This window comes from Roseateles sp. (assembly GCF_031397715.1).
GTDB lineage: Bacteria > Pseudomonadota > Gammaproteobacteria > Burkholderiales > Burkholderiaceae_C > Paucibacter_A.
Map to the genome: position 1 here is coordinate 1 of NZ_JANNMI010000413.1, position 17212 is coordinate 17212.

At 60.7% G+C, this 17212-nt stretch carries 17 protein-coding genes, 1 tRNA gene and 2 pseudogenes; 18 read left to right on the plus strand and 2 right to left on the minus strand.

The annotated features are described in order from the left end of the window. Window positions 1-814, minus strand: an 814-nt coding sequence (gene phaZ, locus RMO57_RS18100; RefSeq protein ID WP_310389022.1) for a polyhydroxyalkanoate depolymerase, incomplete at its 3' end; no start/stop codon positions are given. Window positions 815-1174: 360 nt separating this feature from the next. Here phaZ and uvrB point away from each other — a divergent pair. From uvrB to tsaD, 9 genes and pseudogenes are all read left to right on the plus strand, one after another. Beyond that, window positions 1175-3277: pseudogene (uvrB, locus tag RMO57_RS18105) on the plus strand (excinuclease ABC subunit UvrB). 161 nt (window positions 3278-3438) lie between these two features. Next, window positions 3439-3972, plus strand: coding sequence for a Fe-S cluster assembly transcription factor (locus RMO57_RS18110; RefSeq protein WP_310389024.1), 534 nt, complete (start codon window positions 3439-3441; stop codon window positions 3970-3972). A gap of 25 nt (window positions 3973-3997) precedes the next feature. Further along, a complete protein-coding gene (locus tag RMO57_RS18115; protein ID WP_310389026.1) occupies window positions 3998-5218 on the plus strand; it encodes an IscS subfamily cysteine desulfurase in 1221 nt (406 codons plus the stop codon). An 87-nt stretch (window positions 5219-5305) separates the two neighbouring features. Next, window positions 5306-5710 carry a Fe-S cluster assembly scaffold IscU gene (gene iscU / locus RMO57_RS18120; RefSeq protein WP_310389028.1) on the plus strand — a complete coding sequence of 135 codons (405 nt, stop codon included), beginning with the start codon at window positions 5306-5308 and terminating at the stop codon, window positions 5708-5710. 14 nt (window positions 5711-5724) lie between these two features. Beyond that, entirely contained in the window at window positions 5725-6048 is a 324-nt protein-coding gene (gene iscA, locus RMO57_RS18125) for an iron-sulfur cluster assembly protein IscA (RefSeq protein ID WP_263535162.1), read from the plus strand. Window positions 6049-6118: 70 nt separating this feature from the next. Next, on the plus strand, window positions 6119-6637 hold the full coding sequence (gene hscB, locus RMO57_RS18130) for a Fe-S protein assembly co-chaperone HscB (protein ID WP_310389030.1): 519 nt from the start codon (window positions 6119-6121) through the stop codon (window positions 6635-6637). A 4-nt stretch (window positions 6638-6641) separates the two neighbouring features. Continuing rightward, window positions 6642-8498 (plus strand): Fe-S protein assembly chaperone HscA, encoded by a 1857-nt coding sequence (hscA, locus tag RMO57_RS18135; protein ID WP_310389031.1) that lies wholly within the window; start codon window positions 6642-6644, stop codon window positions 8496-8498. Between the two features lie 21 nt (window positions 8499-8519). After that, a complete protein-coding gene (gene fdx, locus RMO57_RS18140; RefSeq protein WP_310389034.1) occupies window positions 8520-8858 on the plus strand; it encodes an ISC system 2Fe-2S type ferredoxin in 339 nt (112 codons plus the stop codon). Between the two features lie 8 nt (window positions 8859-8866). Continuing rightward, on the plus strand, window positions 8867-9907 hold the full coding sequence (gene tsaD, locus RMO57_RS18145; RefSeq protein WP_310389036.1) for a tRNA (adenosine(37)-N6)-threonylcarbamoyltransferase complex transferase subunit TsaD: 1041 nt from the start codon (window positions 8867-8869) through the stop codon (window positions 9905-9907). Between the two features lie 6 nt (window positions 9908-9913). Here the strand turns inward: tsaD and RMO57_RS18150 are convergent, their stop codons facing one another. Continuing rightward, window positions 9914-10330, minus strand: a complete 417-nt coding sequence (locus RMO57_RS18150) for an Hsp20/alpha crystallin family protein (RefSeq protein ID WP_310389038.1) — start codon at window positions 10328-10330, stop codon at window positions 9914-9916. A 383-nt stretch (window positions 10331-10713) separates the two neighbouring features. On the opposite strand from RMO57_RS18150, the gene rpsO reads away from it, so the two are divergent. From rpsO to RMO57_RS18195, 9 genes and pseudogenes are all read left to right on the plus strand, one after another. Next, window positions 10714-10983 (plus strand): 30S ribosomal protein S15, encoded by a 270-nt coding sequence (gene rpsO, locus RMO57_RS18155; protein ID WP_310389040.1) that lies wholly within the window; start codon window positions 10714-10716, stop codon window positions 10981-10983. Window positions 10984-11258: 275 nt separating this feature from the next. Continuing rightward, on the plus strand, window positions 11259-13388 hold the full coding sequence (gene pnp / locus RMO57_RS18160) for a polyribonucleotide nucleotidyltransferase (protein WP_310389041.1): 2130 nt from the start codon (window positions 11259-11261) through the stop codon (window positions 13386-13388). Between the two features lie 26 nt (window positions 13389-13414). Continuing rightward, entirely contained in the window at window positions 13415-14404 is a 990-nt protein-coding gene (locus tag RMO57_RS18165) for an NAD(P)H-quinone oxidoreductase (protein WP_310389043.1), read from the plus strand. Between the two features lie 14 nt (window positions 14405-14418). Continuing rightward, window positions 14419-15159, plus strand: coding sequence for a triose-phosphate isomerase (tpiA, locus tag RMO57_RS18170; RefSeq protein ID WP_310389044.1), 741 nt, complete (start codon window positions 14419-14421; stop codon window positions 15157-15159). A gap of 60 nt (window positions 15160-15219) precedes the next feature. Next, entirely contained in the window at window positions 15220-15597 is a 378-nt protein-coding gene (gene secG, locus RMO57_RS18175; protein WP_310389045.1) for a preprotein translocase subunit SecG, read from the plus strand. A 132-nt stretch (window positions 15598-15729) separates the two neighbouring features. Then, a tRNA-Leu gene (locus RMO57_RS18180) sits at window positions 15730-15814 on the plus strand. 225 nt (window positions 15815-16039) lie between these two features. After that, the gene (locus tag RMO57_RS18185) at window positions 16040-16399 is read left to right on the plus strand and encodes an NADH-quinone oxidoreductase subunit A (RefSeq protein WP_263535151.1); all 360 of its coding nucleotides are present in this window, start codon (window positions 16040-16042) and stop codon (window positions 16397-16399) included. Between the two features lie 111 nt (window positions 16400-16510). Continuing rightward, a complete protein-coding gene (locus tag RMO57_RS18190) occupies window positions 16511-16987 on the plus strand; it encodes a NuoB/complex I 20 kDa subunit family protein (protein WP_046113908.1) in 477 nt (158 codons plus the stop codon). Window positions 16988-17003: 16 nt separating this feature from the next. Then, window positions 17004-17212: pseudogene (locus tag RMO57_RS18195) on the plus strand (hypothetical protein); the annotation flags it as partial.

A 17212-nucleotide genomic window follows, 5' to 3' on the forward strand; every position in this document is an offset into this window, starting at 1 on the left:
TGTGGCGGTCAGGGTTCATCGCCACGAAGCCGGTGTGCTGCAGGAAGCCCGGGTACACCCGGCGGCCGGCACCGGCAAAATTGTTCGGCACGCGGTAGATCACGTTGTTCTCGAACCACTCGTAGCTCTTGTTCATCGCCAGGTTGTTCACTGCCGTGGGCGATTTGCGGGCGTCGATCGGCCCGCCCATCATCGTCAGCGTGCGTGGCGTGAACTCACCCTGCGTGGCCAGCAGCGACACCGCAGCCAGCACCGGCACCGTGGGCTGGCAAACCGAGATCACGTTGACCTCGGGGCCGACATGGCGGATGAACTCCTGCACATAGGCCACGTAGTCGTTCAAGTGGAACGGGCCGGCGCTCAGCGGCACGGTGCGGGCGTCGGTCCAGTCAGTGACCAGCACCTTGTGGTCACGCAGCAGGGTGCGCACGGTGTCGCGCAGCAGCGTGCTGTGATGGCCGGAAAGTGGTGCCACGACCAATACAGTCGGCTGGTCTTTCATCTTGGACAGAACGGCCAAATCGTCGGTATAGCGTTTGAAACGCAAGAGGCGGCAAAAAGGCTTGATCAGCGGCACCAGCTCCTGCACGGCCACTTCCACGCCGTCCACAATGACGCCCCGAATATCAAACTCTGGCTTTTCGTAGTCCTTGGCCAAGCGGTGCATCAAGTCCAAACCGGCCGACATACGCTGCGACATCGGCGAATGCGAGAACGGTGACAGCGGATGGGTATACAGCTTGGCTGAGGCGCTGGAGAACTCGGCGAACGGACTCATCAAAGCGCGTTGGGTTTCAAAAAGCTGATAGAGCATGGTTTGCCTTTGGGTTCAGGTGAGACATCGACAGATCGTCGACGCAAGCGGCGCGGTCTCAATACCGTAATATTTTGTGCGCTGCAGCATTTTATGATCAATTCGCTTGCGCTAGGCTTGCAATGGCCCAAGATTTCGAACGAGCGAGTTAACAAAGTCAACGCAAACAATTGGCGAATTATGGCGGCGTGCCGCCTGCGCTTTCGCTCGAACAACCCTGTAAAGACTCGGCTGCTGACAGCACGGTGGCAGCAAGAAGGGCCACTGTGCTCAACGCTTTGCCTGCGTCTAGGCTACCCTGTCGGGTTAGGCAGGCCGCTGTTGAGCAGTAGCTTGCCGCCAAATTTCAGAGTACACGCTATGCAAGATTCCGATCGCCTGATACAGAAAACCGACGCTCCGGCGGATGCGAATACAGAGGCACTTCAAGGCGAGTTTGTTTCGTTTGAAGGCTCGCCGTTCCAGCTCTTTCAGCCTTTTCCGCCCGCCGGCGACCAGCCCGCGGCGATCGCCAAGTTGGTCGAGGGCATCAATGACGGCCTGAGCTTTCAGACCCTGTTGGGCGTGACCGGCTCGGGCAAGACCTTCACCATGGCCAATGTGATCGCTCAGCTGGGTCGCCCGGCCATCATCTTTGCCCCCAACAAGACGCTGGCCGCTCAGCTGTACGGTGAGTTTCGCGACTTCTTTCCGAACAACGCGGTTGAGTATTTCGTCAGTTATTACGACTACTACCAACCCGAAGCCTATGTGCCGCAGCGCGATCTGTTCATCGAAAAGGACAGTGCGATCAACGAACATATCGAGCAGCTGCGGCTTTCGGCGACCAAGAGCTTGATGGAGCGCCGCGACGTGGTGATCGTCGCCTCGGTGTCGGCGATTTACGGCATCGGCAACCCGGTCGACTATCACCAGATGGTGATGACGTTGAGAGGCGGCGACAAGATGGGCCAGCGCGACGTGATCGCGCAGCTGATCCGTATGCAGTACACCCGCAACGAGGTCGAGTTCAGCCGCGGCGCCTTCCGCGTGCGCGGCGACACCATCGACGTCTTCCCGGCCGAGCATTCGGAGCTGGCCTTGCGCATCGAGTTGTTCGATGACGAGGTTGAGACGCTGCAGCTGTTCGACCCGCTGACCGGCAAGATTCGCCAGAAAATTCCGCGCTTCACCGTCTACCCGAGCAGCCATTACGTGACCCCACGCGAGCGCGTGCTGGCCGCGATGGACGGCATCAAGGAGGAGCTGCGCGAGCGCCTGGGCCAGTTCATCCAAGACGGCAAACTGGTCGAGGCGCAGCGCCTGGAGCAGCGCACCCGCTTTGATTTGGAAATGCTCAACGAGGTCGGCCATTGCAAGGGCATCGAGAACTACACCCGCCATATTTCCGGCGCCCAGCCGGGCGAGGCGCCGCCGACCCTGGTCGACTATCTGGCCAAGGACGCCTTGATGTTCCTGGACGAAAGCCATGTGCTGATCGGCCAGTTCGGCGGCATGTACAACGGCGACCGGGCGCGCAAATCAACCCTGGTCGAGTACGGCTTTCGCCTGCCCTCGGCGCTGGACAACCGGCCACTGAAGTTCGCCGAGTTCGAGCGCAAGATGCGCCAAGCGGTGTTTGTGTCGGCCACGCCGGCTGCCTATGAGCAGGAAAATTCCGGCCAGGTGGTCGAGCAGGTGGTACGCCCCACCGGCCTGGTCGACCCCTTGGTCGAGGTGCGCCCCGCTACCCATCAGGTCGATGATGTGCTGCAGGAGATTCGCGAACGGGTCGAGCTCAATGAGAGGGTCTTGATCACCACCTTGACCAAACGTATGGCCGAGCAGCTGACCGATTACTTGAGCGACAACGGCTGCAAGGTGCGCTACTTGCACTCGGACGTGGACACGGTCGAGCGGGTCGAGATTTTGCGTGATCTGCGCCTGGGTGTGTTTGATGTGCTGGTCGGCATCAATTTGCTGCGCGAGGGACTGGATATTCCCGAGGTGTCCTTGGTGGCGATCCTCGACGCCGACAAAGAGGGCTTTTTGCGCTCCGAGCGCAGCCTCATCCAGACCATAGGCCGGGCGGCGCGCAATATTCGCGGCAAGGCGATTTTGTACGCCGACCGCATCACCGAGTCGATGAAGAAGGCAATCGGCGAAACCGAACGCCGGCGCACCAAGCAGTTGGCCTTCAATGAGGCCAACGGCATCACGCCGCGCAGCATCAACAAGCGCATCTAGGACATGATTGACGGTGTCTATTCGGAAAAGAGCGGGCGCGACGATCAGAAGCTGCTGCAGGTAGCGGCTGTCGAGCAAATGAGCGAGAAGGACCTGAGCAAACGGATGTCGCTGCTGGAGAAGCAGATGTTGGAGCACGCGCGCAACCTCGAGTTCGAGAAGGCTGCGCGGGTGCGAGATCAGTTGGCGCAACTTCGCGAGCAGGCCTTTGGGGCCGTCGTGCACGACCATCTATAGCCTTTCGGACGCCGGGCTTTAGCCCGCGCCTGCAGGCTTGGTAATAATTGAGTAAAATAGTCGGAATTGATCAAGGGTAAACCCGTTTACGGGCTCGCCTTCGGACGAGGCGGCGTTCAAGCGCTGCCGACTTGTGCTCACTTGGACCCAAAGGAGGTTTTATGCGTCTCACCACCAAAGGTCGTTTTGCTGTTACCGCGATGATTGACCTAGCGCTGCGCGAGAACGGTGGGCCAGTGGCGCTGGCAGCCATCAGCCAACGCCAGCAGATTTCGTTGTCCTATTTGGAACAACTGTTCGGCAAGCTGCGTCGGCATGAGTTGGTCGAAAGCACGCGCGGGCCCGGCGGCGGATATTCCCTCGGCCGCAAGGCCAGTGACATCACCGTGGCGGACATCATCGTGGCAGTGGATGAGCCACTCGACGCAACCGGCTGCGGCGGGCATGAGAACTGCATGGGCGAGAATACCGGGCGCTGCAGCACGCACGAGTTGTGGACCAGCTTGAACGCCAAGATGATCGAATATCTCAGCTCCGTGTCACTGCGCAAGCTGGTTGAAGATCAATTGGTCAAGGGCGTGACGATAGAAGAGTCGCCGCTGAAGCGGGCAATTTCTTCGCAACCGGTGCTCAAGCCCATCCGCATCACCGCGCCCAATTCGGTCTTTGCCCTCGGCAATAGTTTCACTAAATAAGCCCCACTGAACAAGCAACTAGAACATGGACATGACTCCGCATTTCCCGATCTATATGGATTACGGCTCCACCACTCCGGTGGACCCCCGCGTTGTGGCGGCGATGGTGCCGTGGCTGAGCGAGCATTTCGGCAACCCCGCGTCGCGCAGCCACGCCTGGGGCTGGGAAGCCGAAGCCATCGTCGAGAAGTCACGTGAAGAAGTCGCCGCCCTGATTGGTGCCGACCCGCGCGAAATCGTCTGGACCTCCGGCGCCACCGAGTCGATCAATTTGGCGATCAAGGGTGCGGCGCAGTTCTACAAGACCCGCGGCAAGCACATCATCACGCTGAGGACCGAGCACAAGGCGGTGCTCGATACCTGCCGCGAGCTGGAGCGCCAAGGCTTTGAGGTGACTTATCTGGAGGTCGAGGCCAACGGCCTGCTCGACTTGGAGCGCTTCAAGGCGGCGATTCGCCCCGACACCATCCTGGCCTCGGTGCTGTTTGTCAGCAACGAGATCGGTGTGATTCAAGACATCACGGCGATTGGCGCGCTGTGCCGCGAGCACGGCATCATCTTCCACGTTGACGCGGCGCAAGCAACCGGCAAGATCGCCATCAACTTGGCCGAGCTGCCGGTTGATCTGATGAGCCTGGCCTCGCACAAGACCTATGGCCCCAAGGGCATCGGTGCGCTTTACGTGCGGCGCAAGCCGCGTATCCGGCTGGAAGCGCAGATGCACGGCGGCGGGCAGGAGCGCGGCATGCGCTCCGGCACCCTGGCCACGCACCAAATCGTCGGGATGGGCACGGCGTTTCGCTTGGCAGGTGAAGAAATGGCGGTCGAGGGCGAACGCATCCGCATGCTGCACAAGCGTTTGTTGGATGGCCTGAGTGGCATCGAGCAAGTCTTTGTTAACGGCGATTTAGAGCGCCGCGTGCCGCACAACCTGAACATCTCCTTCAACTATGTGGAAGGCGAGTCGCTGATCATGGGCGTCAAGGGCCTGGCGGTGTCGTCCGGTTCGGCCTGTACCTCGGCCAGCTTGGAGCCCAGCTATGTGCTGCGCGCCCTGGGCCGCAGCGATGAGCTGGCGCATTCCTCGCTGCGCATGACGATCGGTCGCTTCACCACCGTGGAAGAAATCGATTACGCGATCACGACCCTGAAGTTCCGGGTCGCCAAGTTGCGCGAGTTGTCGCCGCTGTGGGACATGTACAAAGACGGCATCGATATCTCAACGATTCAGTGGGCTGCCCACTGATAGACGACAGTCCACTGCGGACTGTTGTCTGCGGTGGGCAGGATTGAACGCTTGCAAGCGTTCAAGTGACAACAAAAGGAGCACATCATGGCTTACAGCGACAAGGTAGTTGATCACTACGAAAACCCCCGCAATGTCGGTGCCTTTGAAAAGGGCGACGATACGATCGGCACCGGCATGGTCGGCGCGCCGGCTTGCGGCGACGTGATGAAGTTGCAGATCAAGGTCAACCCGATCACTGGTTTGATCGAGGATGCCAAGTTCAAGACCTATGGCTGCGGCTCGGCGATTGCGTCGAGCTCGCTGGTGACCGAGTGGGTCAAGGGCAAGTCCTTGGACCAGGCGCTGGACATCAAGAACACCCATATCGCCGAAGAGCTGGCGTTGCCGCCGGTGAAGATCCACTGCTCGATCTTGGCCGAAGATGCAATCAAGGCTGCGGTGGATGACTATCGCGCCAAGCACGCCAGCACCGCACAAGCGGCACATTAAGAGGAGCTCAGCGCATGTCCGTGACGATGACCGAAGCCGCTGCGCGCCATGTGACGCGCTACATCACCAAGCGTGGCCGCGGCGTGGGCGTGCGCTTGGGCGTCAAGACGACCGGCTGCTCCGGCCTGGCCTACAAGCTGGAATATGCCGACGAAGTGGCGCCCGAGGATATCGTCTTCGAAGGCCATGGCATCAAGATCTTGATTGACCCCAAGAGCCTGCCCTATCTGGAAGGCACCGAGCTGGACTTTGTGCGTGAAGGCCTGAACGAAGGTTTCAAGTTCCGCAACCCGCGCGAGAAAGACCGCTGCGGTTGCGGTGAGTCCTTCCGCGTGTAAAGTGCGCATCCAATGTGGAGGGCGCGGCCGCTTGCCGCGCCTTTTTTCTTTGCGCTGAGACCTACTTTTGATGAAGCTTGACGACGACGATTTCAACCTGTTTGGCTTGCCGCAGCGGCAGGCGCAGGCGCACGCCGACATCGAGCGCCGTTGGAAGGAGCTGCAGGCGCAGGTGCATCCGGACAAGTTTGCGACCGAGGGCGGCGCCGCACAACGCATTGCGATGCAGTGGGCCGTGCGCGTCAACGAAGCGCACCAGCGTCTGCGCGATCCGCTCAAGCGCGCCGCTTATTTGTGCGAGCTGCGCGGCGCGCCTCTGCGCCTGAACGAAAACACTCGCATGCCGACGGCGTTCCTGATGGAGCAAATGGCTTGGCGCGAGGCCCTGGATGAAGCGGCTGGTGCTGCGGCCGTGCAGGCGCTGGATGCCCAGCTGGCCCAGCGCGAAGGCAAGCTGCTGGACGATGTGCAGCAGTTGTTGGATGAGCAAGGCCGCACCGAGGCGGCCGCCGAGCAGGTCAGGGCGCTGATGTTCATCGCCAAGTTCCGCTCCGATATCGACCGGCGCCTGGACGCCCTAGGACAATAAAAAAATGGCATTGCTGCAAATCTCCGAACCCGGGCAATCGCCCAACCCGCATCAGCGCCGCATCGCGGTGGGCATCGATCTGGGCACCACGCATTCGCTGGTAGCGGCCGTGCGCAGCGGCGTGGCCGAGTGCCTGCCCGATGCGTCGGGTCAGGTCATCCTGCCTTCGGCCGTGCGCTACCTTGAGAACGGCGGGCGTCAGATTGGTGCCAGCGCGCTGGCTGCCCAGGCCGACGATCCGCTCAACACCATCGTCTCCGTCAAGCGCTTGATGGGCCGGGCACTAGCCGACATCGCCAATCGCGAGCAACTCCCCTATCAGTTTGATGACACGCCCGGCATGGTGTCCTTGCGCACGCGCGACGGCTCGAAATCGCCGGTCGAGGTGTCGGCCGAGATTTTGGCGACGCTCAGATTCAGGGCCGAAGACAGCTTCGCCGACGATGTCTTCGGCGCCGTCATCACCGTGCCAGCCTATTTCGATGACGCTCAGCGTCAAGCAACCAAGGACGCGGCCCAGCTGGCCGGCCTGAATGTGTTGCGCCTGATCAATGAGCCGACCGCCGCCGCGATTGCCTACGGCCTGGACAATGGCAGCGAAGGCCTTTATGCGGTCTACGACCTAGGCGGTGGCACCTTCGATATCTCCTTGCTGCGCCTCAGTCGGGGCGTGTTCGAAGTTGTCGCGACCGGCGGCGATGCCGCTTTGGGCGGCGATGACTTTGATCGGCTGCTGGCCGATTGGGCGCTCGCTCAAGTCGGATTTTCTGTCATCACGCCGCATGACAAACGCGCCGTGCTGGTGGCCGCGCGGGCGGCCAAGGAGTCATTGTCCGGCGCCGCCAGCGTGCAGTTTCAGGCCAAGCTGGATTGCGGCGATCTGCAGCTACAGGTCACGCGGGCGCAGTTCGAGGCCTTGAGCCAGCCCTTGCTGGACCGCACCCTGGCCTCGGTGCGGCGCGTGCTGCGCGACGCCAAGACCAAGGCGGATGAGGTGAATGGCGTGGTGATGGTCGGCGGTTCGACCCGCATGCCTTGCGTGCGCGCGGCCGTCGGCGGCTTGTTCGGCCGCGAGGTCTTGACCAATTTGAACCCCGACGAAGTGGTGGCACTTGGTGCGGCCATCCAGGCCAATCAGCTGGCCGGCAATGCGGCCGACGGCGATATCTTGTTGCTCGATGTGATCCCCTTGTCGCTGGGGCTGGAGACCATGGGCGGCCTGGTCGAACGCATCATCGAGCGCAACGCGACCATTCCGGTCGCGCAGGCGCAGGACTTCACCACCTTCAAGGACGGTCAAACGGCGCTGGCCCTGCATGTGCTGCAGGGCGAGCGCGAGCTGGTCAGCGAATGCCGTTCGCTGGCGCGCTTCGAGCTGCGCGGCATCCCGGCGATGGTGGCCGGCGCAGCGCGTATTCGCGTTACCTTCCAGGTCGATGCCGATGGCCTGCTCAGCGTCTCGGCCAAGGAGCTGATCTCGGGCGTGGAGACCGCCATCGTCGTCAAGCCGAGTTATGGCCTGAGCGATGACCAAATTGCCGGCATGCTGAAGGACGGCTTCGCCAGCGCCGAGGCCGATATGGCCGCGCGCAAATTGCGCGAAGCCCGCGTTGAAGCCGAGCGCATGACGCTGGCCACCCATTCGGCCCTGGCCGCCGACGCCGACCTGCTCAGCACTGCCGCACAAGACGAGATCGCGGGCCTGCTGCAGGCCTTGGCTGTGACGGCCACGGCAGAGGACGGCAACGCCATCGACGCCGCTGTCGAGGCGCTGGCCAAGGGCACCGAGGCCTTTGCCGCCGCGCGCATGAACCGGGGCATTCAACGCGCCCTGACCGGCCGCAATATCGAGCAGCTCTGAACATACAGCCCAAGGACCGCCATGCCCGTCATCAAAATTCTCCCTCACGCCGAGTATTGCCCCGAAGGCATGATGCTCAGCGCCCCGGCCGGCACCTCGATTTGCGAGGCCTTGCTGGACAACAACGTCGCCATCGAACATGCCTGCGATATGGTCTGCGCCTGCACCACCTGCCATGTGATCGTGCGCGAGGGCATGCGCTCCTTGTCCGAGATGGAGGAGGGTGAGGAAGATATGTTGGACCGCGCCTGGGGCCTGGAGCCGGATTCGCGCCTGAGTTGCCAGGCCATCCTGGGCCAAAAAGATGTGACGATCGAGATCCCCAAGTACTCGATCAACCACGCCAAAGAGAACCACTGAGCTTTGCCATGTTGGTGTTGGGATTCGAATCGTCGTGCGACGAAACCGGCGTGGCCTTGATTGATGTGCCAGGCGACGCGTCGCAGGGGCCGCCGCGTTTGCTGGCGCAAGCCTTGTTCAGCCAGATCAGCATGCATCAGGCCTATGGCGGTGTGGTGCCCGAGTTGGCCTCACGCGACCATATCCGCCGTGTGCTGCCGCTGACGCGCGCGGTGCTGGCCGAAGCGAATGTGCCGCTGTCGGCGGTCGATGTGATCGCCTATACCCAGGGGCCAGGTCTTGCCGGCGCCTTGCTGGTCGGCGCCGGGGTGGCAGTGGCGATGGCCGCGGCTTTGGGCAAGCCGACACTGGGCATCCACCATCTGGAGGGGCATTTGCTGTCGCCGTTTTTGTCGGTGGACGCGCCCGAGTTCCCTTTTGTGGCGCTGCTGGTGTCGGGCGGGCACACCCAGCTGATGCGGGTCGATCAGGTCGGCAGCTACGCAATGCTGGGCGAGACGATCGACGACGCGGCAGGCGAGGCCTTCGACAAAAGCGCCAAGCTGTTGGGCCTGCCCTATCCCGGCGGGCCCCATCTGGCGGAACTGGCGCTCAGGGGTGATGCCAAGGCCTTTGATCTGCCGCGCCCGATGCTGCGCAGCGGCAAGCCCGACTTCAGCTTTGCGGGTTTGAAGACGGCGGTGCTCACGCAAGTCAAACGCCTGGGCGAAGCGCCGACCGAGCAGCAGCGTGCCGATCTGGCCGCAGCCACGCAAGCGGCCATCGTCGAGGTGCTGGTGCGCAAATCATTGCTGGCGCTGAAGGAGACCGGGCTCAAGCGCCTGGTCGTCGCCGGTGGCGTGGGCGCCAACACCAGCTTGCGCGAGCAGCTGAACGCCGCCTGCGGCAAACGCGGCGTGCGCGTCCATTACCCCGAGCTCAGTTTGTGCACCGACAACGGCGCGATGATCGCGATGGCGGCCGCCATGCGCTTGCAGCGCGGCATGGCGACGCTGCAAAACGATGGCGGCTTTGCCGTCAGGCCGCGCTGGACCTTGGGCACGGCCTGACGCCCATCAACTAACCGTCAGTTGAGACGCACCGGCCGGCTGACGCTTGACCAAGGTCAGCGTCAACACACCATCCTCCAGCTGGGCCTTGGAGTCCGACTGGTTGACCTCGGTGGGCAGGACGATGCTGCGCGAAAAGCGCGTGACGGCACGTTCGCGGTGCAGTACGCGCTCGGTTGTGGTTTCGGGTGCAGGCCCGGCCTGGACCGCGTCAATATTGATGCGACGGCCCTCGATGCTGATCTTGACCGCTTCCTTGGCAATGCCGGGCATGTCGAGCTGCAGGCTGTAGGCTTGGTCGGTCTCGCTGACATCCATCGGCGGCGTGCGCAGCGCCAAGGTGTCGCGCTCGGGTTTGGCCAAAAGACGCTCGATATGACGCGTGAATTCAGCGGAACGGCGGCTCACGGGAATCACAAACATGGCTAGCTCCTGAGGAGGCTGGTTTCAAGCGTGTTTGAGAAGTCAAAGCGCCGCAGCCCCCATGGCTTGGAACTTTGGCGCTTGAACAAACAATTCAAGTGGGCGCGAAAATACAGATGCCGGGCACTTGGAACAGTCATTTTTGGCACCATTTACGTGCCTCCCCGGTGCGTTGGGTGGGGTCGGCTCGCTGCTCGGCATCTATTCATGGTCTATAATCAGTGGGTTTTGTTGGACAAGGCCGGAGAAGTTTCGGCTTTGATCAATGAGCAATAGCACGGCTCGGGTCGGTTTCACCCGTGACCGCAAGTGAAACCATGGAAACCGTCTGAGCATCAGGCTTGCCTGAATTGCCGGCGGATTCCGGCATTTAGGAACGCATCATGGCAGTCGAAAGTTTCAACAAAGCAGAAGTCGTTCAAGCGAACGCACGCAGCGCCAATGACACAGGTTCGCCTGAAGTCCAAGTCGCGCTGCTGACGGCACGCATCAACGCGCTGACCCCCCACTTCAAGGCCAATAAGAAGGACCACCACGGTCGTCGCGGTCTGCTGAAGATGGTCAACTCGCGTAAGAGCTTGCTGTCTTACCTGAAGACCAAGGACGCTTCGCGTTACGTCGCACTGATCCAGAAGCTGGGTCTGCGCAAGTAATTTGCGAGTGAGGTCAAGGAGCCTGTCTGGGTCTATGTCCAGCACAGGCTCTTTGTCTTTTTGAAATTCGTTTTGAGTTGAGCTGACGTGGCGCCGCTGTGTCATTCCAACACCTTGCCGGGTGCTTCCGCTGAAGCGCTTTGGGCGATGTTTTGGAATGGCATCCCGCCAAACCCAGATCCACTCTCGGTCCAGTTGCGGCGCCGTAAGCCGCTTCAAAACAGCCAAATCGCGGGCCTGCAGTGCCTGCAATTTCGGTCTAGAGGAGAGACGCAATGAGTTTATTCAACAAAGTCACTAAGACCTTCCAATGGGGTCAACACACCGTCGTCATGGAGACCGGTGAAGTAGCGCGTCAGGCCAGCGGCGCCGTGATCGTCAACATCGATGACACCGTGGTCTTGGCCACTGTCGTCGCTAAGACTGACGCCAAGGCCGGCCAGGATTTCTTCCCGCTGACCGTGGACTATCTGGAAAAGACCTATGCCGCCGGCAAGATCCCCGGCAGCTTCTTCAAGCGCGAGGGCCGCCCGAGCGAGCTGGAAACGCTGACCAGCCGCCTGATCGATCGCCCGATCCGCCCACTGTTCCCCGAAGGCTTCTACAACGAAGTGCAGGTGGTCATCCACGTGCTGTCCTTGAACCCCGAAGTTCAGGCCGATATTGCCGCCCTGATCGCGTCGAGCGCGGCCCTGGCCATCTCCGGCATCCCGTTCAATGGCCCGATCGGCGCAGCGCGCGTCGGCTATGTCAATGGCGAGTACGTGCTGAACCCCGGCAAGTCCGTCTTGGCTAACAGCAAGATGGACCTGGTGGTTGCCGGTACGCAAGCGGCCGTCTTGATGGTGGAATCCGAGGCCGATGGCCTGAGTGAAGAAATCATGCTGGGCGCCGTGGTGTTCGGCCATGAGCAAGGCAATATCGCCATCGCCGCCATTGACGAGTTGGTACGCGGCGCCGGCAAGCCGAGCTGGAACTGGGTTGCCCCGGCGAAGAACGAGCCGTTGATCGCCAAGGTCGGCGCGCTGGCCGATGAAGGCCTGGCTGCCGCTTACCAGATTCGCAACAAGCAAGCGCGTACGCAAGCTTGCCGCACCGTCACCGCCAATGTGATGGCCGGCCTGAAGGCCGACGGCGTCGAGTTCGACAAGGTCGAAGTGGAAAGCCTGCTGTTCGAGATCGAAGCCCGCATCGTGCGCGGCCAGATCCTGGCCGGAGAGCCCCGCATTGACGGCCGCGACACCCGCACCGTGCGCCCGATCGAGATCCGCAATTCGATCCTGCCGCGAACCCACGGCTCGGCCCTGTTCACCCGTGGTGAAACGCAGGCCCTGGTCATCGCGACCCTGGGCACCGACCGTGATGCGCAGCGCATCGACGCGCTGGCCGGTGAGTTCGAAGACAGCTTCATGATGCACTACAACATGCCTCCGTTCGCCACCGGCGAAACCGGTCGCGTGGGTAGCCCAAAGCGCCGCGAAATCGGCCACGGCCGTCTGGCCAAGCGGGCTTTGATCGCCGCCTTGCCGAGCAAAGAAGACTTCCCGTACACGATGCGTGTGGTGTCCGAGATCACCGAGTCGAACGGCTCTTCGTCGATGGCTTCGGTCTGCGGCGGCTGTCTGGCTTTGATGGACGCCGGCGTGCCGATGAAGGCCCACGTCGCCGGCATCGCCATGGGCTTGATCAAGGATGGCAACCGCTTCGCCGTGCTGACCGACATCCTGGGTGATGAAGAACATCTGGGCGATATGGACTTCAAGGTGGCCGGCACGACAGGCGGCATCACCGCGCTGCAGATGGACATCAAGATCCAGGGCATCACCAAGGAGATCATGCAGGTCGCTTTGGCACAAGCCAAGGAAGCGCGTCTGCACATCCTGGGCAAGATGGTCGAGGCAATGGGTGTGGCTAACACCGAGGTGTCGCAGTTCGCGCCGCGCCTGTACACGATGAAGATCAATCCGGAAAAAATCCGTGACGTGATCGGCAAGGGCGGCGCCACCATCCGTGCGCTGACCGAAGAGACCGGCACCACCATCGACATCAACGAAGACGGCACCATCACGATCGCGTCCACCGATGCCGAGAAGGCCGAGTACGCCAAGAAGCGCATTCAAGAGATCACCGCCGAAGTCGAAATCGGCAAGATCTACGAAGGCGCAGTCACCAAGATCCTGGACTTCGGCGCGCTCGTCAATCTGCTGCCTGGCAAGGACGGTCTGCTGCACATCAGCCAAATCGCTCACCAGCGCGTCGAGAAAGTGACCGACTTCCTCAAGGAAGGTCAGATCGTCAAGGTCAAGGTCATGGAAACCGACGAGAAGGGCCGTATCAAGCTGTCGATGAAGGTCTTGATCGACCGTGATGCCGCACCTGTGCAAGCCGCAGGTGACGCCGAGTAAAGAGCCGGTTGAAGCGCGCAGCTGCCATGAAAGCCATCGCCATCGCCCAGCCGGGTGGTCCTGACGTCCTGCAAATGGTCGAGCGCCCCAGTCCCCTTGCGGGGGCAGGGGAGCTCTTGATCGCGGTTGAAGCCTTTGGTGTCAATCGCCCCGACGTGTTGCAGCGCAAAGGGGCATACCCGCCACCGCCGGGTGCGAGTGATTTGCCCGGGCTGGAAGTGGCCGGGCGAATCATTGGCGGCGATGCGCTGGAATTGGCTGCGGCCGGTTTCAAGTTGGGTGATGCTGTTTGTGCGTTGACACCGGGCGGAGGCTACGCGCAGCAATGCGTGGCACCTGTCGGGCATTGCTTGCCGGTGCCTACCGGCTGGAGCATGCTCGAGGCGGCAAGTTTGCCCGAGACTTACTTCACGGTCTGGTCGAACGTTTTCAAGCGTGCCGCGCTGCAGCCCGGCGAAAGCCTGTTGGTGCACGGCGGTAGCAGCGGTATCGGCGTGGCCGCGATTCAATTGGCCAAGGCGATGGGATCGCGCGTCTTCGTGACCGTCGGCAATGACGTCAAGGCGGATGCTTGTCTTGGTTTGGGGGCCGATCTGGCCATCAATTACAAGACCCAAGACTTCGTCGCTGAAGTCAAAGCGGCGACCGAGGGCGTTGGGGTCAATGTGATCTTGGATATGGTGGCGGGCGACTACATTGAGCGCGGCATTCAATGCTTGGCCGACGACGGACGCTTGGTCATCATTGCGGTGCAGGGCGGCATGGCTTCGAAAATTGACGCTGGGGCGGTGCTGCGGCGGCGTTTGACGATCAGTGGTTCAACCTTGCGGCCTCGATCACTGGCCTTCAAGGCGAGTATTGCGGCTGCTTTGCGTGAACGCGTTTGGCCTTTACTGGCATCGCGCAGCGTGATCGCACCGGTGATCTACCGCAGTTTCGCGGCCGATCAGGCAGCCCAGGCCCATGCCTTGATGGAGTCCGGCGAGCATGTCGGCAAAATCATGATGAGCTGGTGAGATTGGAGTTGGCAATGCGTAAGAAACTGGTCGTTGGAAATTGGAAAATGCATGGTAGCCGCGCCGCCAATGCGGCCTTGCTGAGTGCGCTCAAAGAGGCTGGGCCTTGGAGTGCTGAGGTGGCGGTCTGCGTGCCTTTCCCCTATTTGGCTGAGACTGCTTTGGCCTTGACTGGCCAAGCGCTGCTCTTGGGTGCCCAAGATTGCTCGGCCCATGAGCAGGGTGCCTATACCGGCGAAGTGTCCTCCTTGATGCTGGCTGATCTGGGTTGCCGTTATGTGATCGTCGGCCATTCAGAACGCCGTGCTTTTCACCAGGAGAGCGATCAATTGGTGGCGGATAAAGCCAAGGCAGCGTTGGCGCACGGCGTGACGCCGATTGTTTGCGTCGGCGAAACCTTGGCCGAGCGTGAGGCAGGGCAGACCGAGTTGGTCGTCAAGCGTCAGTTGGCTGCCGTCACTCACACCTTGACGCATTGCATCGGTGAGATTGTCTTGGCATACGAGCCCGTCTGGGCGATTGGCACAGGTTTGACGGCCAGCCCTGAGCAGGCGCAGGCAGTGCATGCCGTGCTTCGCATGCAGTTGCATGCAGCAACGCAAAAGGCCGCCAGCATGCGAATTCTCTATGGTGGCAGCGTCAAGCCAGAAAATGCCGCGCAACTGTTCGCCCAGGCGGATATCGACGGCGGCTTGATCGGTGGTGCGGCCTTGAAAGCAGGGGACTTTGCTTCGATTTGTCGCGCTGCGATGTAACTTTTCCCCCACAAGTTCGGCTTTTGTCGAGCGTGTTGAAAAACCTTTGGAGTGTTTGAAATGCAATTTTGGATGAATTTGGTCTTGGTGTTGCAGTTGTTGAGCGCCTTGGTAATGATTGGTTTGGTTTTGGTTCAGCATGGCAAGGGTGCCGATATGGGGGCGTCCTTTGGCAGCGGTGCATCGGGCAGCTTGTTTGGTGCGACCGGCAGCTCGAACTTCCTGTCACGCAGCACGGCGGTGTGTGCGACGGTGTTTTTTGTCTCCACCTTGGCGATGGCCTATTTGGCCAACCATCGTTCGGGTGCTGGCAGCAAGGACACCATTCTTGACAAGCCAACGCCGGTGGCAATTGCGGCATCGGGCGCTGCCGCCATCCCTGGGGCTGCGCTTGCACCAGCGGCTATTGCTGCGTCGGAAGTCGCGCCGAAGCAATAGCTTGGCCCTCGACTAAAGATGGATAATTTGTCGCAAGCTTAGATAGAGCGGTAAATTTTCAGTATAGAATTCGAGGCTGACTTGATGGCAATCCCTCTCGCTGCCGGAAAAGCAAGTCAAAGATAGGAAAATGCCGTCGTGGTGAAATTGGTAGACACGCTATCTTGAGGGGGTAGTGGCGAAAGCTGTGCGAGTTCGAGTCTCGCCGACGGCACCAAATCAGCGGTTAGTATCTTGGGGCTAGAGCCTGTGAGGTATTTGCCCTTGAGCATCATCGCAAGCACCGTTTAAAGTTGGCGAACGGTGGGAGTTGACAATGCAAAGCGGGCGTATTCGTGGGTGAGGAATCGCCAACGCAGCGCCCGTTGTTTTTTCTTTCGAATCACTTCTGAAACATGGCCGGGGCCTGGAGGCGGACGGCGGTTTTTAAAGAGCGTCACCCATGAACTTGGATCAGTACTTACCCGTCATCCTCTTCATCCTGGTCGGCGCCGGCGTCGGCGTGGCGCCCCAAGTGCTCGGCTTTCTGCTGGGTCCGAATCGGCCCGACGCGGCCAAAAACTCCCCCTATGAATGCGGCTTCGAGGCCTTTGAAGATGCGCGCATGAAATTCGATGTGCGGTATTACCTCGTGGCGATTTTGTTCATTTTGTTTGACCTGGAAATTGCCTTCCTATTCCCTTGGGCGGTAGCGCTGCGGGAGATTGGGCCGACGGGTTTCTGGGCCATGATTAGTTTCCTGAGCATTCTGGTTGTGGGTTTTGCCTACGAATGGATCAAAGGGGCTTTGGACTGGGAGTGATATAAAGCCACGCGCTCAAGGTATAACTTGGTTCAGTCCTGAAGGGGTGGGTGTTGGTTTTGTCGCGGATTTGCGGTGAACCCCTATGGCTATGACGTTTGAAGGCTTGCAATGGGTATCGAAGGCGTTTTGAAAGAAGGCTTTGTCACCACCTCGGTGGATAAGCTGATCAACTGGTCCAAGACTGGATCTTTATGGCCGATGACCTTCGGTCTGGCCTGCTGTGCCGTGGAGATGATGCACGCGGGCGCGGCCCGCTATGACATCGACCGCTTCGGCATGTTGTTCCGGCCCAGCCCGCGGCAGTCCGATCTGATGATCGTCGCTGGCACGCTGTGCAACAAGATGGCGCCCGCCTTGCGTAAGGTTTATGACCAGATGGCCGAGCCACGCTGGGTGCTGTCGATGGGGTCCTGCGCCAATGGGGGTGGTTACTACCACTACAGCTATTCGGTTGTACGCGGCTGCGACCGCATTGTTCCGGTGGACGTCTATGTGCCCGGCTGCCCGCCGACGGCCGAGGCGCTGCTCTACGGCATCCTGCAGTTGCAGGCCAAGATTCGCCGCGAAAACACCATCGCGCGCTGAGTGGAATCAAGCACAGATGAGCAAACTTGACACCCTGCAGACGGCGCTCGCGTCCGTCTTTGGCGAAAAAATTCAACATCTCAAAAACCAGTTCGGTGAAATCACCATCCAAGTAGCACCTGCTGACTACTTGGCCGTGGCGACTGCCTTGCGCTTCAGTGCGAGGGACCAGAAGGTGATTTTTGATCTCAATTCCGCAATGAGGAGTGAAAATTCAACCAAGCC